Source organism: Vitiosangium sp. GDMCC 1.1324 (genome assembly GCF_003044305.1).
Lineage (GTDB): Bacteria > Myxococcota > Myxococcia > Myxococcales > Myxococcaceae > Archangium.
Map to the genome: position 1 here is coordinate 127,178 of NZ_PZOX01000030.1, position 18,282 is coordinate 145,459.

At 68.0% G+C, this 18,282-nt stretch carries 13 protein-coding genes and 1 pseudogene; 10 read left to right on the top strand and 4 right to left on the bottom strand.

What is annotated here, in order from left to right; translation table 11 throughout:
* Positions 1-5 precede the first annotated feature (5 nt).
* From rfbA to DAT35_RS51355, 3 genes are all read left to right on the top strand, one after another.
* Positions 6-887, top strand: a complete 882-nt coding sequence (rfbA, locus tag DAT35_RS51345; protein ID WP_108076815.1) for a glucose-1-phosphate thymidylyltransferase RfbA — start codon at positions 6-8, stop codon at positions 885-887.
* The gene (rfbC, locus tag DAT35_RS51350) at positions 884-1,435 is read left to right on the top strand and encodes a dTDP-4-dehydrorhamnose 3,5-epimerase (RefSeq protein ID WP_108076816.1); all 552 of its coding nucleotides are present in this window, start codon (positions 884-886) and stop codon (positions 1,433-1,435) included. The genes rfbA and rfbC overlap by 4 nt, the downstream gene beginning before the upstream one ends.
* A 141-nt stretch (positions 1,436-1,576) precedes the next feature.
* Positions 1,577-2,614, top strand: coding sequence for a YihY/virulence factor BrkB family protein (locus DAT35_RS51355; protein WP_108076817.1), 1,038 nt, complete (start codon positions 1,577-1,579; stop codon positions 2,612-2,614).
* On the opposite strand, the gene DAT35_RS51360 is transcribed toward DAT35_RS51355, so the two are convergent.
* Complete coding sequence (locus DAT35_RS51360) at positions 2,611-4,209, bottom strand: ABC-F family ATP-binding cassette domain-containing protein (RefSeq protein WP_108076818.1); 1,599 nt, start codon at positions 4,207-4,209, stop codon at positions 2,611-2,613. The two genes, DAT35_RS51355 and DAT35_RS51360, sit on opposite strands and share 4 nt — an antisense overlap.
* 422 nt (positions 4,210-4,631) lie before the next feature.
* Here DAT35_RS51360 and DAT35_RS62575 point away from each other — a divergent pair.
* Positions 4,632-4,964, top strand: a pseudogene (locus DAT35_RS62575) (PAS domain-containing protein); the annotation flags it as partial.
* A 9-nt stretch (positions 4,965-4,973) separates the two neighbouring features.
* Positions 4,974-7,076, top strand: coding sequence for an ATP-binding protein (locus DAT35_RS51365; RefSeq protein WP_233262203.1), 2,103 nt, complete (start codon positions 4,974-4,976; stop codon positions 7,074-7,076).
* Between the two features lie 36 nt (positions 7,077-7,112).
* Here DAT35_RS51365 and DAT35_RS58555 read toward each other — a convergent pair whose 3' ends face one another.
* Positions 7,113-7,544 carry a hypothetical protein gene (locus tag DAT35_RS58555; RefSeq protein WP_146210220.1) on the bottom strand — a complete coding sequence of 144 codons (432 nt, stop codon included), beginning with the start codon at positions 7,542-7,544 and terminating at the stop codon, positions 7,113-7,115.
* Positions 7,545-7,556: 12 nt separating this feature from the next.
* The gene (locus DAT35_RS59560) at positions 7,557-7,895 is read right to left on the bottom strand and encodes an HNH endonuclease (RefSeq protein ID WP_158502227.1); all 339 of its coding nucleotides are present in this window, start codon (positions 7,893-7,895) and stop codon (positions 7,557-7,559) included.
* A 732-nt stretch (positions 7,896-8,627) separates the two neighbouring features.
* Between DAT35_RS59560 and tgt the strand changes: the two genes are divergently transcribed.
* Positions 8,628-9,842, top strand: a complete 1,215-nt coding sequence (gene tgt, locus DAT35_RS51380; protein ID WP_233262204.1) for a tRNA guanosine(34) transglycosylase Tgt — start codon at positions 8,628-8,630, stop codon at positions 9,840-9,842.
* Positions 9,843-9,846: 4 nt separating this feature from the next.
* Positions 9,847-10,695, top strand: coding sequence for a tRNA (5-methylaminomethyl-2-thiouridine)(34)-methyltransferase MnmD (locus DAT35_RS51385; RefSeq protein ID WP_108076822.1), 849 nt, complete (start codon positions 9,847-9,849; stop codon positions 10,693-10,695).
* Here the strand turns inward: DAT35_RS51385 and DAT35_RS51390 are convergent.
* Complete coding sequence (locus DAT35_RS51390) at positions 10,640-11,272, bottom strand: TIGR02265 family protein (RefSeq protein ID WP_108076823.1); 633 nt, start codon at positions 11,270-11,272, stop codon at positions 10,640-10,642. The two genes, DAT35_RS51385 and DAT35_RS51390, sit on opposite strands and share 56 nt — an antisense overlap.
* Before the next feature lie 494 nt (positions 11,273-11,766).
* Here DAT35_RS51390 and DAT35_RS51395 point away from each other — a divergent pair, with 494 nt between their 5' ends.
* The 3 genes from DAT35_RS51395 (at position 11,767) to DAT35_RS51405 (ending at position 17,697) form a co-directional block, all read left to right on the top strand.
* The gene (locus tag DAT35_RS51395) at positions 11,767-14,325 is read left to right on the top strand and encodes an RNA helicase (RefSeq protein WP_108076824.1); all 2,559 of its coding nucleotides are present in this window, start codon (positions 11,767-11,769) and stop codon (positions 14,323-14,325) included.
* Between the two features lie 84 nt (positions 14,326-14,409).
* Positions 14,410-17,079 carry a phosphoenolpyruvate carboxylase gene (locus DAT35_RS51400; protein ID WP_108076825.1) on the top strand — a complete coding sequence of 890 codons (2,670 nt, stop codon included), beginning with the start codon at positions 14,410-14,412 and terminating at the stop codon, positions 17,077-17,079.
* A gap of 114 nt (positions 17,080-17,193) precedes the next feature.
* Complete coding sequence (locus tag DAT35_RS51405; protein WP_108076826.1) at positions 17,194-17,697, top strand: hypothetical protein; 504 nt, start codon at positions 17,194-17,196, stop codon at positions 17,695-17,697.
* The last annotated feature ends 585 nt before the right edge of the window (positions 17,698-18,282 follow it).

Here is an 18,282-nt window from a genome sequence, read left to right on the forward strand (position 1 = left end):
AAAACATGAAGGGAATCGTGCTGGCGGGTGGCTCGGGAACGCGGCTGTACCCACTGACGCGCGTGGTCAGCAAGCAGCTGCTCCCCATCTACGACAAGCCGATGGTGTACTACCCGGTCACCACGCTGATGCTGGCCGGCATCCAGGACATCCTCATCATCTCCACTCCCGCGGATCTTCCGCGCTTCGAGGAGCTGCTGGGCAGCGGCGCGCAGTGGGGCATGCGCTTCCAGTACGCCGTGCAGCCGCGCCCCGAGGGACTCGCACAGGCCTTCCTCATCGGCCGCGAGTTCGTGGGCAGGGACCGGGTGTCGCTCATCCTCGGGGACAACATCTTCTACGGCCACGGCCTGGTGGACCTGGTGCAGCGCGCGGCGGCGCGGGAGAAGGGCGCCACCGTCTTCGGCTACTACGTGAGGGATCCGGAGCGCTACGGCGTGGTCGAGCTGGACGCGGACAACCGGGCGCTGAGCATCGAGGAGAAGCCGGCCCAGCCCAAGTCCAACTACGCGGTGACGGGCCTGTACTTCTACGACAATGAGGTGTTGGACATCGCCGCGAGGCTGAAGCCCTCCACGCGTGGCGAGCTGGAGATCACCGACGTGAACGCGGAGTACCTGCGGCGCGGGCAGCTGGGTGTGGAGTTGATGGGCCGCGGCTTCGCGTGGCTGGACACCGGCACCCACGAGTCGCTGATGCAGGCCTCCAGCTTCATCCAGATCATCGAGCAGCGGCAGGGGCTCAAGGTGGCCTGCCCGGAGGAGATTGCCTACCGGATGGGTTACATCGGCGCGGAGCAGGTGGCGAAGCTGGCCGAGCCCATGCGCAAGAACGAGTACGGCCAGTACCTGATGCAGCTCATCGAGAACCGCGGAGCGGTGAAGTGAAGGTGCTCACGACGGAGTTGCCCGGCGTCCTCATCCTCGAGCCCAAGCGCTTCGGTGATGACCGCGGCTTCTTCATGGAGATGTTCCACGCGCAGCGCTACGCGGAGGCCGGCATCCCCGGCCCGTTCGTGCAGGACAACTTCTCGCGCTCGGTGAAGGGCACGCTGCGCGGGCTGCACTTCCAGGAGCCCCATGCGCAGGGCAAGCTGGTGCAGGCCCTGGCGGGCGCCGTCTACGACGTGGCGGTGGACATCCGCCGGGGCTCGCCGACCTTCGGCAAGTGGGTGGGCGTGGAGCTGTCCGCGGACAACCGGCGCCAATTGTGGGTGCCCGCGGGCTTCGCGCACGGCTTCTGCGTGCTCTCCGAGAGCGCGGACTTCCACTACAAGTGCACGGACTTCTACACGCCTGCCTCCGAGCGCGGCATTGCCTGGAACGATCCGGCGCTGGGCATTGCCTGGCCGGTGACGGCGCCGCTGCTGTCGCCCAAGGACCTGGCCGCGCCGCGCCTCGAGGATGCGCCGCTGCTGCCCGTCTACGCGGGCTGAGCGCACGGGCGAGCGCGTGCTCCTTCGGATGTAGCGCCCCTGCCTGCTCCGGGAGGAGCCGGGCGGGCGGGCTCGCGCGGAGCGGGGTGGGGCAGGCGGGCGCGATGCGCATCCTTGCTCTGTCACTCGGAGGGAGGCGCGATGGTTCTTCCAGGCAAGGGGATGAGCTGGAAGGAGTTCTTCAAGGAGCTGAAGAACGAGTACCAGAACGACAAGATCAGCACCGTGGCCGCCGCGGTGACGTTCTCCAGCGTGCTGGCGTTGTTTCCCTTCCTGCTGTTCCTCGTGGCGCTCGCGAGCCTCATCATCGATCCCGCCCAGGCCCAGGTGCTCATCCAGGAGCTGGGCAAGGTGGCTCCGGAGGCGGTGACCCAGATATTGGGCCAGCGCCTGAAGGACCTGGCGGCGAGCAACAACGTGGGGCTGCTGACGATCGGCGCCGTGGGCGCGGTGTGGGCGGCCTCGGGCGGGGTGGTGGCGCTGATGGACGCGTTCGACACCGTCTATGACGTGAAGGAGTCCCGGCCCCTCTGGAAGGTGCGGGGCATCGCCATCCTGGTGACGCTGGCGGGGGCAGTGCTTTCCATCCTCGCCTCGCTCGCCATGGTGGTCACGCCGGCCTTCGCCAAATGGTTGGGCGAGCCGTTCGGCACCCTGGTGATGTGGCTGCGCCTGCCCGTGGCGGGCCTGATCATGATGTTCGTCCTGGCCCTCGTTTACTACTTCCTCCCGGACGTGGAGCAGAAGTTCAGGTTCATCACGCCCGGCTCGGTGGTGGGCGTCCTCTTCTGGTTGATCGCGTCCTGGGGCTTCTCCGTGTACGTGCGCAACTTCGGCAAGTACGACGTGAACTACGGCGCGCTCGGCGGCGTCATCGTGATGCTGCTGTGGATGTACATCTCCTCGCAGGTCATCCTGCTGGGCGCGGAGATCAACGCCTTGCTCGAGCACAAGTCGCCGGAGGGCAAGGCCCCGGGGAAGAAGCAGCTGGCCGAGTCCGGCCCCGCCATGACCAAGGGGGAGAAGCGGCGGGAGGAGGAACGAGAGATCGATGCGCTCCTGCACCCCCCGCCTCCTCCACCGCCCGGGAAGCCCCGGCTGACACCGCTGGCGGCGGCGGTCACCTGGGCGTCGGGCCTCGGGTTCGGCGTGTTCCTGTTGCGCCGCTTCAGCCGTTAGCGGCGCTGGGCGGCGTGGAAGGGGTTCTTCTCGAGGAACTCGGCGAAGTTGCCGTTGAAGTCGTTGACCGGCTTGCCCTCCTCGAGGCTCCAGATGCGGGTGGCCACCTCGGAGATGAGCTCCTGGTCGTGCGTCACGACGATGACCGTGCCCTCGTACTTCTGGAGGCCCTCGGCCAGCGCGCTGATGGACTCCAGGTCCAGGTGGTTGGTGGGCTCGTCGAACACCAGCACGTTGTCCTGGTTGAGCATCAGCTTGCACAGGAGCAGGCGCACCGTCTCACCACCGGAGAGGGTGTCCGTGGGCTTCATCCGCTCCTCGCCCGAGAAGAGCATCCGGCCCAGCACACCGGAGATCTCCTCGTTGGTGAGCTTGGTGTTGATGTCGCGCAGCCACTCGAAGGCGGTGGTGCCCTTGCGGATGGTGCCGTGGTGATCCTGCGGCAGGTAGCCCATGGAGGCCTGGTGGCCCCAGGTGATCTTCCCGCCGTCCGACTCGATCTGCCCGGCGATCATCTTCACCAGGGTGGACTTGCCCACGCCGTTGCGGCCGATGACGCAGACCTTCTCGCCCTTGACCAGCAGGGAGCTGAAGGGCCGGATGACCTTGTGGCCGTCGTAGCTCTTGGCGATGCCGTCGATCTGCAGCGTCTGCTTGCCGCTGGCCTGCTTCTGATCGAAGCGGATGAAGGGCCGCGCGATGTTCGAGCGCTTGAGATCGTCCGTCTTCAGCTTGTCGATCTGCTTGATGCGGCTCTGCACCTGGGAGGCGCGCGTGCCGGCGTGGAAACGGGCCACGAAGTCCTGCAGCTGGGCGATCTTCTTCTTCTTCTCGGAGACCTCGGACTCGACCCGGCTGCGCACCTGGGCCTTCTGCCTCACCATGTCATCGTAGCCACCGGTGTACTGGATGATGGTCTCGTAATCGATGTCCGCGATGTGCGTGCAGATGGAGTTGAGGAAGTGCCGGTCGTGGCTGATGGTGATGAGCACGCCCTCGAAGGCCATGAGGAAGCTCTCCAGCCAGCGGATGGAGTCGATGTCGAGGTTGTTGGTGGGCTCGTCGAGCAGCAGGCCCTGCGGCTTGCCGAAGAGCGCCTGGGCGAGCAGCACGCGCAGCTTGAGGCCGCCGGTGAGCTGCTTCATGGGCCCCTCGTGGGACTCCGTCGGGATGCCGAGGCCCTCGAGCAGCGAGGCGGCCTCGGACTCGGCGCTGTAGCCGTCCTCCTCGGCGATGACCATCTCCAGCTCGCCCAACCGGTTGCCGTCGTCCTCGGTGATGTCGGACTTGGCGAGGATGGTGTCCTTCTCCTTCATGGCGTCCCACAGGCCCTTGTTGCCCATGAGGACGACGTCGAGGACGCGATCGTTCTCGTAGCGGAAGTGGTCCTGGCGGAGGATGCCCAGCTTCTTGGGCCGGGAGATGGTTCCCATGTCCGCTTCCTCGTCTCCGGCGAGGATCTTCATGAAGGTGGACTTGCCCGCCCCGTTGGGACCGGTGAGGCCGTAGCGGCGGCCGGGCGAGAAGGCGACGTTGACCTCCTCGAAGAGCTTCTTGGGGCCGTAGGCCTTGGAGACGTTGACGATGGTGAACATGGGGGGCGCTTTCTAGCGGAAGGGGGAGGCGGCCGGAAGGCGCGCGACACGTGGATTTCGCCGGGACCGGTGCTGAGGACCCCTTGTAACCCCGGAGAGGGGGTTTTCTATGCCGCCGAAAGGCCAGGACCCGGGCTGGGAGGTGTGGGACTCCTCCTCCGTCCCGGCGGGAACCCACCCCGGGTTACATCAGGGGCAGGTGTCCGCTGGGTCCATGACCGCCTGTCCGGTAGACGGGGAGGAGGATGTGCCTCCACCCTTCGCTCAGGAGACGAGGAGCCCAGGTGTGTCAGCGCGCCCCTTGGAGCAGACCTTGTTGGTGCTTTGAGGGCGAAGAGAACATCCTGGGGCTTGCCAGCCAGTCGGGTGGAGCCGCGTCGCGGGGTTGCCATCTTCAGCCGGTGGCGCACTCATCGCTGGAGATGAACTGGGAACATCCGCACCGCGAACCCCCACCGCCTTCCACCCTTTGCTGGAAGGCGGACGCAGAGAGTTTACGCATCCTCTCCGTGGAGCCGGTCTCCTGGTTGCTTCCGGGGCAACCCGCAGAGGGACTGGTCAGCCTCCTCCCCATGTTCCTGGCGGACCTCGTGCATCCCGCGGATTGGGAGCGCACGTTGGCAGTACTGCGGGCCGTGGCGGCGGACGGCAGGGCTCGGCGATGTGTCCACCGGCCCGCCACGTCGGATGGGAGCACGCACTGGTGCCGGACCTCGATTCGGGGGATTCGCAATGGGTCCGGGCGGGTCCAGGAGCTGACGGGCGTGACGCAGCCCATGAGGGGTCTCCTGTTGCCCAGGGAGGCGCTCCAGCAGCGGGAGTCGGCCCTGCGGCGGATGCTCGCCCAGGTGCCCGTCTTCCTGTACCTCACCGACCGGGAGCTGCGTTTCATCGCCACCGCGGGTTCGGAGCTGGCCGGCCCGGGGGTCGAGCTGGAGGGGAGGCTGCTGCACGACGTACTCGGAGCGGGTGAGGAGTCCTCTCTGGCGCTCTCCGCCCACGGCCGTGCGCTCCGAGGCGAACCGGCGCGCTACGACACGCTGTGGTCCCACCGCACCCTCGAGGTGCGTGTCGAGCCGGCCTTCGACGAGGAGGGGCGGTGCGTGGGGACGATCGGTTTCGCGGTCGACGTGACCGGGCAGCGGCGGGAGGAGGAGTCGCTGCGGACGAGCGCGGAGCGCCTGCGCACGCTCCTGGAGACGACCTCGGATGCCATCTACCTGAAGGATGGCGAGGGCCGCTGGCTCGAGGCGAACGATGCGGGGCTCCAGCTCTTCCGCCTGCCTCGCTCGGAATACCAGGGCTTGACGGACCTCGAGCTCTCCCGGCTCGATGACTTCTTCCGGGACGCGCTCATCGCCTGCTACCAGAGCGATCAGCGGACGTGGGCGGCGGGAGGTCCCACGCGCCAGGAGGAGATCATCCCCCAGCCGGGCGGAGGCTCTCGCATCGTGGATGTCGCCAAGGTTCCGCTGTTCTATCCCAATGGGCAGCGCAAGGGGCTCGTCGTCCTCGGACGTGACATCACCCGCCGCCGCTTGGCCGAGGAAGAGAGGGATCGGTTACTGCACCAGGAGAAGGAGGCTCGCGCCGCGGCGGAGGAGGCGAGGCGCCGCTCCGAGTTCCTCTCTTCCGCGAGCCGCATGCTGGCGGACTCGCTGGACTATGGTGCCACGCTCGCGACGGTGGCCCGGCTGGGACTGCCCTTCCTCGGAGAGTGGTGCGCCGTGGACCTGACGGGAGAGGACCAGCGCATCGTCCGTGTGGCCTCGGTCCACGTCGAGCCCTCGAAGGAGCCGCTCGCGAGACGGCTGAAGGAGTGTGTGCCGGACCTGGAGGCGCCAGGGGGCATCGCGGAGGTCATCCGCACCCGGAACCCGCGTGTGCTCACCGCGCATCCTGGGGAGGAGGGGGGGCTGCCCTTGTGCGATCATGGGGGCTCGCACCTGGACGCCGTGCGGGAGATGGGGTTGCGCTCGGTGCTCTCGGTTCCCCTGGTGGCTCGGGGGCGGACCATGGGGGCGCTCACCTTCATCTCGGTGGTTCCGGATCGCTACAAGGACGAGGACGTGATGCTGGCCGGAGACCTGGCCTGGCGCGCCGCGCTCGCGCTGGACAACGCCCGTCTCTACCGGGAATCCCAGGAGGCCATCCTGGCCCGCGACGAGTTCCTCTCCATTGCCTCGCATGAGCTGCGCACGCCCATCACCGCGCTGCGGCTGGGCATCCAGCGCCTGTTCCGACTCGCCCGCGGTGGCGTGGAGCCCGCATGGAAGACCGTGGCCGCCTCCCTGGAAGGGGTCGAACGGCAGGGCAGGCGCCTGACCCTGCTCATCGACAGCCTCCTGGACGTCTCGCGGCTGCAGTCCCACCACATCCAGCTCGAGATGGAGGAGATGGATCTCTCGGAGTTGGTCCGCGACGTGGTGGCCCAACTCGGGGGCGTGCTGGCGCGCACGCACACGCCCCTCTCGTTGCGGGCCGACACACCCGTGGTGGGCCGGTGGGATCGCTTCCGGCTCGAGCAGGTGGTGACGAACCTGCTCGACAACGCCATCAAGTATGGCGCGGCGGCACCCATCGTGGTGACGGTGGCCCTCGAGGAGGGCTCGGCAGTGCTCACCCTGAGAGATCAGGGCATCGGCATCGCCCCCGAGCGTCTGCCCTTCATCTTCGGAAGGTTCGAGCGCGCGGTGTCGTCACGGAATTATGGGGGGCTCGGCCTGGGGCTCTACATCGTGCGGCAGATCGTCGAGATGCATGGCGGCACCATCCACGTGGATAGCAGCCCCGGAGAGGGCTCGACCTTCACCGTGCGCCTGCCTCGCTTGCCCAGCTCCGTGAAGGAGGACGGCGTCGAACCGTGAACGGCCCCGCCCGTCTCCTCACCGGGCCCTGGTGGATCATCCGGGCCAGCTCCGTGGCTCAGGGGAGATGAGGTCCGTACCGTTGAAGACCCTTCCGTTCAAGCGGCGCGCCAGTTCCAGCGCGGCCTTCAGGAAGACGTCCTCGGAGAGGACTTCGGAGGTTCCCACGACGCCGACCAACCACTTGGTCTGCGCCACGAAGTCCTGCAACTCTTTCCTGACGGATTCGGGAAGATCCTGGCGCCGCCCGAAGTAGCTGTAGCTACCGAGGATGATCTTGCCGAACTGATCCATCGGTCCGGTGAACTCCAGGGAATTGAACGTAAGAGTTCCATGGGGACTCGTGAAGCTCGCGGAGCTCCATCGCTCTGGTTCGCCTTCCCAGTGCAGCAACCACCCGGGAAGGACATCCCGCACGGACTCGATGGCCTGACGATCAACGACCGGGCTGTAGATGGTGCAACGCACTTCTTTTCCTCTCTACTTGGGACGTCCACCGGAAGCTTCCCGGCCCCCAGAATGGCCCGTCCTGACATGCGTGTCACGATCGACCAGTTGAAGTGTCATGCCATCTTCGTGGTGATGCCAGGTCAACCCCGGAATGCGTGGCCAGCCCTTCTTGATGGCCTCGAGTTGTTCGGGGGAAAAGATGGATTCCAGCGTGGGATTGCGCGCGAATTCCTCGCGGAGCTGTCGTGCGGCATCCGCAAATTGGCGGGTGTCGCTCACCTCGGGACCGCGGAGCTCCTCGGGGATGGTGACTTCAAAAATGGGGTCAAATGCAGGGTATCCGTTTTCCATGAAGAGCACCCCCGTCACCGGATGTCTCTGGCCCGCCAGGTGCTCGTTCTTGTGCGACCGGGTCCGCTCGCAATCCGGAACCTGGTCGGGCGCGTGGGCCGTCCCCGGGAGCAGGACGAGCGCGGCGACCTGGGCCCAGAAAGGTATGGGGAGTACGAGCGGCTGGGGAACTCTTACTGGCGGAGACTGGAGGGGCGTATTGCCCGGCGTAGGTGATTGGATGGGGACGCCCGGCCGGATATTCGGCGCGATGCGTGGGGGTGCAGAGGGTTCCCCCGGCGCGTCCAGGACCGGCGGTGGAGGGCCTGGCCGGAACACGGGCTTCGACCCATGGACATCCGCATGGCCGGGCCCTTGATTGGCCGCGAGCCTCGCGGGCCCCTCCTGCACGGGTGTGAAGTCGGTGGATGGATGGGCCAAGAACGAGGGGGTGGGCGGCCGGTATTTGTCGTTGGACAGCAGGCCCCATCGGAGTGGCCTCATGGACTCCTGTGAGGCGCACCCAACAGGGAGTATCAACGCTGTCAGCACCAGCACCCATGTCCCTGCGCGGTGAAGACATTGGCGCAGGCCGTGGAAGGACTGGAGCCACCGGCTGCCGGAACGCGGAGACATGTCGTACCCCTTCCCGTAAGCCACAGGAGTTTGAAGCCATTACTCCTGAATTACGCGGAAGGTCTGACAGTCGGAATCAACAGGGCGGGCTCTCAGTGAGTGCATGCCGGGTGGGCGGCCGAGCAGATAGCGGGCATGTCCCGCGCCCGCCGCGGGTATAAGGGCTCGGAAATGGCCGTCCGCTTCGAGCTCGTCACCACCGACCCCACCGGGGCCCGCGCCGGGGTGCTCCACACCCGTCGTGGCTCCATCCCCACGCCCGTCTTCATGCCCGTGGCCACCCACGCCTCCTTCCGCCACCTCGGCATGGAAGAGGTGAAGGCCACCGGGTCGAAGATCCTCCTGTCCAACACGTACCACCTGATGCTCAAGCCCGGCATCGACGTGTTCAACCGCTTCGGCGGCATCCACCCCTTCATGCAGTGGGACGGGGCGGTGCTCACGGACTCGGGCGGGTTCCAGATCTTCTCCCTCCCCGAGGACCGGCTCATCACCGAGAAGGGTGCCCACTTCCGCAGCTTCCACGACAACAGCCGCCAGCTCCTCAGCCCCGAGTCCAGCATCGCCATGCAGCAGGCGATCAACTCGGAGATCATGATGGTGCTGGACGTGTGCATCGACTCGCGCACGGACGAGGCGGGCACGCGCGAGGCCATGGAGCGCACCCACCGCTGGGCCGTGCGCAGCCTCGCGGCCAAGAACAAGGTGGACACCGGCCAGGCCCTGTTCGCCATCGTCCAGGGCGGCGTGCACCCGAACCTGCGCGACGAGAGCGCCGCCTTCCTCACCCAGCACCCCTTCGACGGCTTTGCCATTGGCGGGCTCGCGGTGGGCGAGACGAACGAGGAGCGCAAGGCCATGACGGCCCGCGCCGCCGCGTCGCTGCCCCAGGACAAGCCGCGCTACCTCATGGGGGTGGGCACGCCCACGGACCTGCTCGAGGCGGTGCTGCGCGGCGTGGACATGTTCGACTGCATCATCCCCACGAAGATGGCGCAGCAGGGCTATGCCTATACCTTCCAGGGGCTCGTCCGCATCACCCGCCAGGTGTTCCGCCTGTCTGACGAGCCGTTGGACCCGACGTGCGACTGCTACGTCTGCAAGCGCTACAGCCGCGGCTACCTGCAGCACCTCATGAGCGGCAAGCACCACACGGGCTCTCGCATGCTCTCCGTGCACAACGTGCATCACTATCAGCAGCTCACCTGGAAGATGCGCGACGCCATCCTCCAGGGCAGCTACGCGCAGGCCTACCGCGAGCTGAAGCAGCTCGTCGCCACGCCCAAGGACCTCAACGACGCGAAGCTCGCGGTGGGCGCTGGCGCCAACACCCTCAAGGAAGTGGGCTGAGCGCGTGGACTCCCAGAATCCTCGCGATGGTGACTTCGAGCTGGTGACGTTGCGCAACGGCTCGCGGGCGGTGCGGCACCTCGGGCACGGGGAGGTGATGCACCCCTCGGTGGGCCCGTGGCAGGAGGCCTTGCGCCTCTACGTGGATCAGCCGCGCCTGGCCGAGCGCCTGCGCTCTCCCGGCGAGCCCCTCGTCATCCACGACGTGGGCCTGGGGGCAGCCACCAACGCGGTGGCGGCGCTCACGTGCGCGCGCGAATTGGGCCCCGAGCGGCGGCGGGCCCTGGAACTGGTGAGCTTCGAGGTGGACCTGGCGCCGCTGCGGCTCGCGCTGGCGGACGCGGCGGGCTTCCCCTTCCTGCAACCCTTCCGCGAGGCGGCCGAGGCGCTCATGCGCGACGGCGTCTGGGAAGCGGAGGGGCTGCGCTGGAGGCTACACCTCGGGGATGCGCGGGGGTGGATCGACGCGGGGCTGCCGAAGGCGGACCTGGTGTTCTTCGATCCGTTCTCCCCGGCCTCCAACCCGGAGATGTGGACGACGGCGGTGCTGTCGCGGGTGAGGGCGTGCTGCCGGGAGGACGGGGAGGGGGCGCTGCTGCTGACGTACAGCGCGGCCACCCCCACGCGCGTCACCTTGCTGCTGGCGGGCTTCTACGTGGGCGCCGGCGTGTCCACGGGAACCAAGGGGGAGACCACGGTGGCGGCCACGCGCCTGGAGTCCCTGGCCTCACCCCTGGGGGAGCGCTGGCTGGAGCGATGGCGCCGCTCCTCGTCCCGCGCCCCCCACGGAGAGCCGCTTACGCCGGAGGCCGAGGCGCGGGTGCTTGCCCACCCGCAGTGGTCCTCGCGGTGAGCCCGGCGTCGGCCACCGCATCGGTCTGCTCGGACCAGCGGATGTGGTAGGTGGCCGACTGGCCGTCGAAACCCTCGGGGATGACGACGACCCGCTGGCCGCCCGCCAGCTCCGTCGCCCGGGACAGCGCGCCCGCCACGAACGTCGGCTGGTCCGCTCCGATGTCCGTCAGCCAGACCTCCACCTCCGTCGGCCCGCGCTCCACGACTCGCACCTCGCTGCAATTGGCGCTCGTCCGGAAGGCGAACCGGGCCTGGGTGAGGGCCCTCCGGGGACCGAGCAGCCGGGCCATGCCCAGCAGCGCCCGCCCGAAGAGGGTGGAGAAGTAACCCTCCATGAACCGCTCACCGAGCGAGTAGTAGGCCGCCTCGGCGGGCATCCCCGCGTAGACGTGGTCCGCCGCGACGCGGAGGAACTGCTTCCACTGCTCGAGTGTGTAGGTGGGAGACAGCTTCTGCTCGAGGTCGAGGCCGGCCTCGCGCAGGCGCATGAGGCACGCCGGCGTGAGACGGTTCTCGAGCGCCCTCACGAAGAGCGCCTCGATGGTTTCGGCATAGACAAGCTTTTCGCTGGTCATAGGGTTTTCGGTATATCCGGTCTGCGGTCTTCCGCGCTACATGCCTGTTCAGGGAGCGTGCAGTTATGCACGATGGATGAACATTTTCTACCTCTCACCGGAGTCGGGGGATGTGGGTAGAAGGGCTCCAGTGAGTGATTTGTCGCATCCCGTTGCGGGGCGCCATGGCGGGGGTCGATGGCGCACGCGAGCGCTGCGCGCGGACACGCGGACATGCGTGTGCACGGGCTCCGCAGCGCGGATGGCATGACGTGGCGGGAGCTTCGCGATGACCCCCGGTGGCCCTCGTGCTGGAGCGTCCAGGAGGTGCGCGACCCGGAGGAACCGGGACGCGCGGACTTCCCGCGGCTCGAGTCCGTCCCGTCAGGAAGTCGACGAGGTCTCGTCGGGGAATCCGCCTCGGACGGCACCGGTTGCGCTTCAATGGGGCACTGGATGCCGCTGCTGCTCTTTTCCCGCCGGCCCGCACGTCCTGACGCCTAGAGTCCACTCCAATGGTGACGATCGAAACCCCCCGTGCGCCGCTCGCGGCGCTGCTGCCCGACCGTTCGCAGGGTCCCCTGGACTCCGATGAGATCCTCAGCCGCTTCGTCGGCTGGGTGGAGTCCACCGGTCTGTCCCTCTATCCGGCGCAGGAGGAGGCCATCCTCGAGCTGCTGGGGGGCAAGCACCTGTTCCTCAAGACGCCCACCGGTTCGGGCAAGTCGCTGGTGGCCATGGCGCTGCACTTCAAGGCCATGGCCGAGGGCAAGGTGTCCTTCTACACCTGTCCCATCAAGGCGCTCGTCAACGAGAAGTTCTTCGCGCTGTGCGAGGCCTTCGGCCCGGAGAACGTGGGCCTGCTCACGGGTGACGCGGCCATCAACCGCGAGGCGCCCATCCTCTGCTGCACCGCGGAGATCCTCGCCAACCTGTCCCTGCGCGACGCCATGCTGCGCGCGGACTACGTGGTGATGGACGAGTTCCACTACTACGCGGACCGGGAGCGCGGCATCGCCTGGCAGATTCCGCTCATTACGCTGCCGTCCACCATGTTCCTGATGATGTCGGCGACGTTGGGGGACACGCACCTCATCGAGGAGCGGCTGCAGGAGTTCACCGGCCGCGAGGTGGCCAGCGTGCGCAGCGCGCAGCGCCCGGTGCCGCTGGACTTCGAGTACCGCGAGACGCCGCTGCACGAGACCATCCAGGAGCTCATCCGGCAGGGCAAGGCGCCCATCTACCTGGTGAACTTCTCGCAGCGCGCCGCGGCCGAGCAGGCACAGAACCTGATGAGCGTGGACTTCTCCGCAAAGGAGGACAAGGAGGCCATCCGCCAGGCGCTGCTGGAGGCTCCCTTCGACACGCCCTACGGCAAGGACTTCCAGCGCTTCCTGCGCCACGGGATTGGGATGCACCACGCGGGCCTGCTGCCCAAGTACCGGCTGCTGGTGGAGAAGCTGGCGCAGACGGGCCTGCTCAAGGTCATCAGCGGCACGGACACGCTGGGCGTGGGCGTGAACATCCCCATCCGTACGGTGCTCTTCACGCAGCTCTTCAAGTTCAATGGAGAGAAACTGGCCACGCTGAGCGTGCGCGACTTCCAGCAGATCGCCGGGCGCGCGGGCCGCAAGGGCTTCGACACGCAGGGCAGCGTGGTGGCGCAGGCGCCCGAGCACGTCATCGAGAACGTGAAGATCGCCCAGAAGGAGGCCAAGGGCGGCAAGCGCCTGCCTCGCAAGCCTCCGCCGCAGAAGGGCTTCGTCAACTACGACAAGAACACCTTCGAGCGCCTGCAGACCGGGCTCCCCGAGCCGCTGGAGTCCCGCTTCGAGGTGACGCACGGCTTCCTCCTCAACCTGCTGCAGAGCGAGATGGTGGGCGGTGCCGAGGGCTACCAGCGGCTGGTGCGGCTCATCTTCCGCTCGCATGGCTCGGACTACATCAAGCGGCGCAACCTGAAGGAGGCGGCGGCGTGCTTCCGTACCCTGCGCCACGCGGGCCTGGTGCTGGTGCAGAAGGGACAGGGAGGCTCGGGGGCGACGGTGTCGGTGGCGCCGGGGCTGCAGCGCGACTTCTCGCTCAACCAGACGCTGTCGCTCTATCTGCTGGACACGCTCAACAAGCTCGACCACGAGGCGGAAACGTACGCGCTGGACGTGGTGACGCTGGTGGAGTCCATCTGCGAGAACCCGGAGGTGGTGCTCTACGCCCAGTTGCACGAGCTCAAGGGCAACAAGATCAACGAGCTGAAGGCTCAGGGCATGGAGTACGACGAGCGGATGGAGGAGCTGGAGAAGCTCGAGTGGCCCAAGCCCAACCGGGACTTCATCTACACCACCTTCAACGCCTTCGCGGAGAAGCACCCGTGGGTGGGCGCGGAGAACATCCGGCCCAAGTCCATCGTCCGCGACATGTACGAGCGCTACCTGTCCTTCCACGACTACGTGCGCGAGTACGGCCTGCAGCGCAGCGAAGGTGTGCTGCTGCGCTACCTGGGTGACGTCTACAAGGCGCTCACCCAGACGGTGCCCGAGCGCTACCGCAACCAGGAAGTCAATGAGATCATCGACTGGATGCGGGCGATGATCCGCCACGTCGACCAGAGCCTGCTGGACGAGTGGGAGCGGATGAAGAACCCGGGCGAGGTCGTCATCCGCCGGGCGGAGGCCCCGGATCGCCGCCCCACGGACCTCTCCGACGATCCCCGGGCCTTCGCGGCGCACGTGCGCAACGAGCTGCACCGGCTCCTGCGGGCGCTCGCCTACAGGCGCTACCCGGACGCGCTGGCGCTGCTGCGGCAGGACGAGGGAGGGGATCAGTGGACGGTGGCGAAGCTGGGGGAGGCGATGACGCCCTACTTCGAGGAGCACAAGACCGTGGTGCTCACGCCCCAGGCGCGCCGGCCCGCCAACACCTTCCTCAAGGAGACGGGCGAGCGGCAGTGGGAGGCCCAGCAGCGCATCCTGGACCCCGAGGGCCACGGCGACTGGATGCTCGACTGTGTCATCGACCTCACCGGGCGCAAGGTGGACGACGGTCCGCTGCTCACCCTACGTCGTATCGGCACCTGAGAACGTTGCAGGATTGAAAAATCTGAAAACTCCGACATGGGAGTGGATCGGGGCGCGGGTGCGGCACTAGCTTTGGTGTCCCCCATGCCTCCCATCCGTCACGTCGATCCTCAGCTGCGCCGGGACGTCCGGCATCTGGGCCGCCTGCTCGGGGATGTCCTCATCGAGCAGGAGGGCCAGTCCCTCTTCGATCTGGAGGAGCGTGTCCGGCGCCTCTCCATCCAGCGCCGGCGCGGGCCGAAAACCGAGCGCCGTGCCGCCGCCACGCAACTGGCCGAGCTTTTTCGGGAGATGCCTCTGGGGCAGGCGGAGCCCGTGCTGCGCGCCTTCTCCACGTACTTCCGCCTCGTCAACCTCGCCGAGCAGAACCACCGCATCCGCCGCACCCGCGAGGTGGCCATTCATGGTCAGCAGGGCCCCCAGCGGGGCTCGCTCGAGGCGGTGATGCAGACGCTGAAGCAGGCCGGCATTCCCGCCTCGCGGGTGCGGGAGCTGCTGCTGTCCATGCGGGTGACGCTCACCCTGACGGCGCACCCCACCCAGGCCTCGCGCCGCACGGTGCTGGAGAAGACCTACCGCCTGGCCCGGCTGCTCGAGGAGCGGGACCGCAGCCACCTCACCCCCCGCGAGAAGGCCGACCTCCACACGTCCATGCGCGAGGAGATCACCTCGCTCTGGCAGACGGATGAGCTGCGCCGCGAGCGGCCCACCGTGGGCGACGAGGTGAAGAACGTCCTCTGGTACGTGGAGGAGGTGCTCGGACAGCAGCTCGCGCTCATGCCGGAGTCGCTCGACTGGGCCTTCGAGCGTGCCTACGGCGAGCCGCTGGGAGTGCTCGCCACGCCCGTGCGCCTGCACTCGTGGGTGGGCGGCGACATGGATGGCAATCCGCTGGTGACGCCCGACGTGCTGGCGGACACGCTGCGCGCCCACCGCGCTCGCGGTATCCGGGCCTTGATGACCGCCGTGGCCCGGCTGGGCTGGGTGCTCACCCAGTCCGAGCGGCATGCCTTCGTCTCGAAGGAGCTGAGGGACTCGCTCGAGAAGGACGCCGCGGAGCTGCCGGAGGTGATGGCCCGCTACGGCTCGCGCACCACCGGCGAGCCCTGGCGCCGCAAGCTGCGCTTCATCGAGGGCCGCCTCCAGGCCGCGCTGGCCTACGTCGAGGGACGCCGCGCCGGCCGCACCGAGCCCCTTCCTCCCGTCGCCTACCGCTCGCCCACGGAGTTCCTGAGCGACCTGGAGCTCATCGAGCGCTCGCTCATCGAGGCCAAGGCGCGTCAGGCCGGACTGAGGAAGGTCCGCCGCCTCGTCGCGCTGGTGCGAGCCATGGGTTTCCACCTGGCCGAGCTGGAGGTGCGCGCGCCCGCCGATGATGCGCGCAGCGCCGCCGCCTCCCTGGCGGGTGGCCCCGCGCCGACCGAGGGTGGGGCGCGGCTGTTGGCCGTGTTGCAGCGGATGCGCGAGGCCCAGGCCGAGTCGGGTGAGGGGTGTTGCCGGACGCTCATCCTCTCGATGGCCTCGAGCGCGGAGGACGTGCTGGCGGCCTTCACCTGCGCGAAGAAGGCCGGCCTGTGGGACGATGCTCGCGGGTGCGCCACCGTGGACGTGGTACCGCTCTTCGAGCAGCTCGGGGCGCTCGACGATGGTCCCCGCGTCCTGCGCGAGCTGTTCGCCCATCCCGAGTACCGCCAGCACCTGCAAGCCCGGGGCGTGCAGGAGGTGATGGTGGGGTACAGCGACTCGGGCAAGGAGGTGGGGCTGCTGGCCGCCAGTGCGGCGCTCTACCGGGCGCAGACCGCGCTCACCCAGGTGGCTCATGAAGCGGGCGTGCGCCTGCGCCTGTTCCACGGCCGCGGCGAGACGGTGGCCCGGGGCGGTGGTCCCGCCCAGGAGGCCATCCTCGCGCTCCCTCCCGGCAGCGTGGATGGCACGTACAAGGCCACCGAGCAGGGTGAGGCCCTGGACCACAAGTACGCCCGGCCCGAACTGGCCCGGCGCACCCTGGAGTTGGTGCTCGGCGGGGTGCTGTTGCACTCGCTGGATGCGCAGCCGCGCGTGGCGTTCGAGGAGGAGGGCACGTTCCGGTCGACCTTCGACGAACTGGCGGAGATTGGCCGCCGCGCCTACCGCTCGCTGGTCTGGGAGGATCCGAGCTTCGTTCCGTTCTTCCAGTCCGCCACGCCCATCGAGGAGATCGCCGCGTTGCCCATCGGCTCGAGGCCGAGCAAGCGCGCCGCCGGAGGCCTGGAGTCGCTGCGCGCCATTCCCTGGGTGTTCGCGTGGACGCAGAACCGAGCCATCCTGCCGGGTTGGTACGGCGTGGGCTCGGCGCTGGAGGAGATCGGCTCGAGGCCCGAGGGGCTCACGCTGCTCAAGCGCATGTACAAGCAGTGGCCCTTCTTCCACACCGTCATCGACAACGTGGCGATGGTGCTGGCGAAGTCGGACATGGCGATCGCATCCCGCTACGCGGCGCTGGCGCCCGAGTCCACGCGTCCGTTGTGGGAGCGCATCCGCGCCGAGTTCTCGCGCACCCGCCGCTGGGTGAAGCGTGTGACGGGCGAGGCGCGCCTGCTGGAGAACAACGCGCAACTGCGGCAGAGCATCGCGCTGCGCAACCCCTACGTGGACCCCATGTCCTTCCTCCAGGTGGAGCTGCTGCGGCGCAAGCGGTCGGGGTGCGCCAACTGCGACCGCTCGCTGTTGCTCACGCTGGCCGGCATCGCCGCGGGCATGCGCAACACGGGGTGATTCCGCGGGTCGGCCAGGGGCGAGCCGCACTCGCTCGCCCCCGTGCCGCTGTATCTTCGGCGCTCGGCCCGTCGTTGATGAGAGGGTTCACTCCGGGTATGAGGTTTTTCCACCATGACACCTCTCCTCCGTTTCCTCTCCCGAAGTGTGCTGTTCATCGCCGCCGTCGCGCTCTCCGCCTGTCAGGGCGCCGAGACCGAGGAGGCCCTCTCGGATACCGGCACGGTCTCCCAGGCGCTGTGTACCGCGACCCAGAACTGCCCGAGCGGAGCCCAGATCTCCTGCAATGGGACGGGCACCGTGTGCATCGCGGACCAGGACGGCAGCGGCCTCTATGTGCAGTGTGATGGAGGCGCGCGCATCTACTGCCCGCCGGCATGCACCTGCAGCCCCACCGTGAAGACCGAATCCGGGTCCGCCTGGGGGGCCACGTGCGGCGAGGCCTATACCAACGCGCGCGCCAACGCGGAGCAGTACTCCGACTGCCCCGGTCGCACCTGCTCCAAGTCCTTCACGCTGCAGGGGTGCACGCCCGTTTCCAGCAGGAAGACCGACGGCTTCAATGCCGATGTCCTGCTCACCTACCAGTGCAAGGAGCCGGTGGGTTGCTACCCGTGAGCTGAGCTGACTCCAGGACCGCTCCCCATGATCGGGGAGCGGCCGGGGCCTCGAGAGGGGAGGGCGTCACTGCACGCAGGCCCCCACTCCCGCGGAGCCCTGCAGCGGCTGGCAGTGCCCGCTCGCGCAACCGGGCTCTCTCGATGGGGCGCGGCACAACCGGCGGCACGTCAGGGCCGCTCCGTCCTTCACGCACGCGCTCCCCGGCCGGCAGTCGTTCGAGTACGTACACGGTGCGCAGTCCTCCACCGTCCCCGCCGTCGCGCACACGGGTTCGCTTCCCGCATGGCGATCGCATCCCGCTACGCGGCGCTGGCACCCGAGTCCACGCGTCCCTTGAGGGAGCGCATCCGGGCCTCTTCATGATTCTTCCTCGGCGCGTGAGTCGCGACGGGCTTCTTGAATGGACTTCTCCCCACCTCCAGCTCCAAAAGGGCAGGAGGTGGGGAGTCTGCTTCTCGGGAATCCTACTGACCGGCATCCTGCCTGGTGCCCGTCGGCGGCTTACAGATGCAGACGGGCCTTGGGCAATGCGGGGGGAGCTGCGGCCCTGGACGTCCCGCGCAGATTTCCTGGCAGATATCG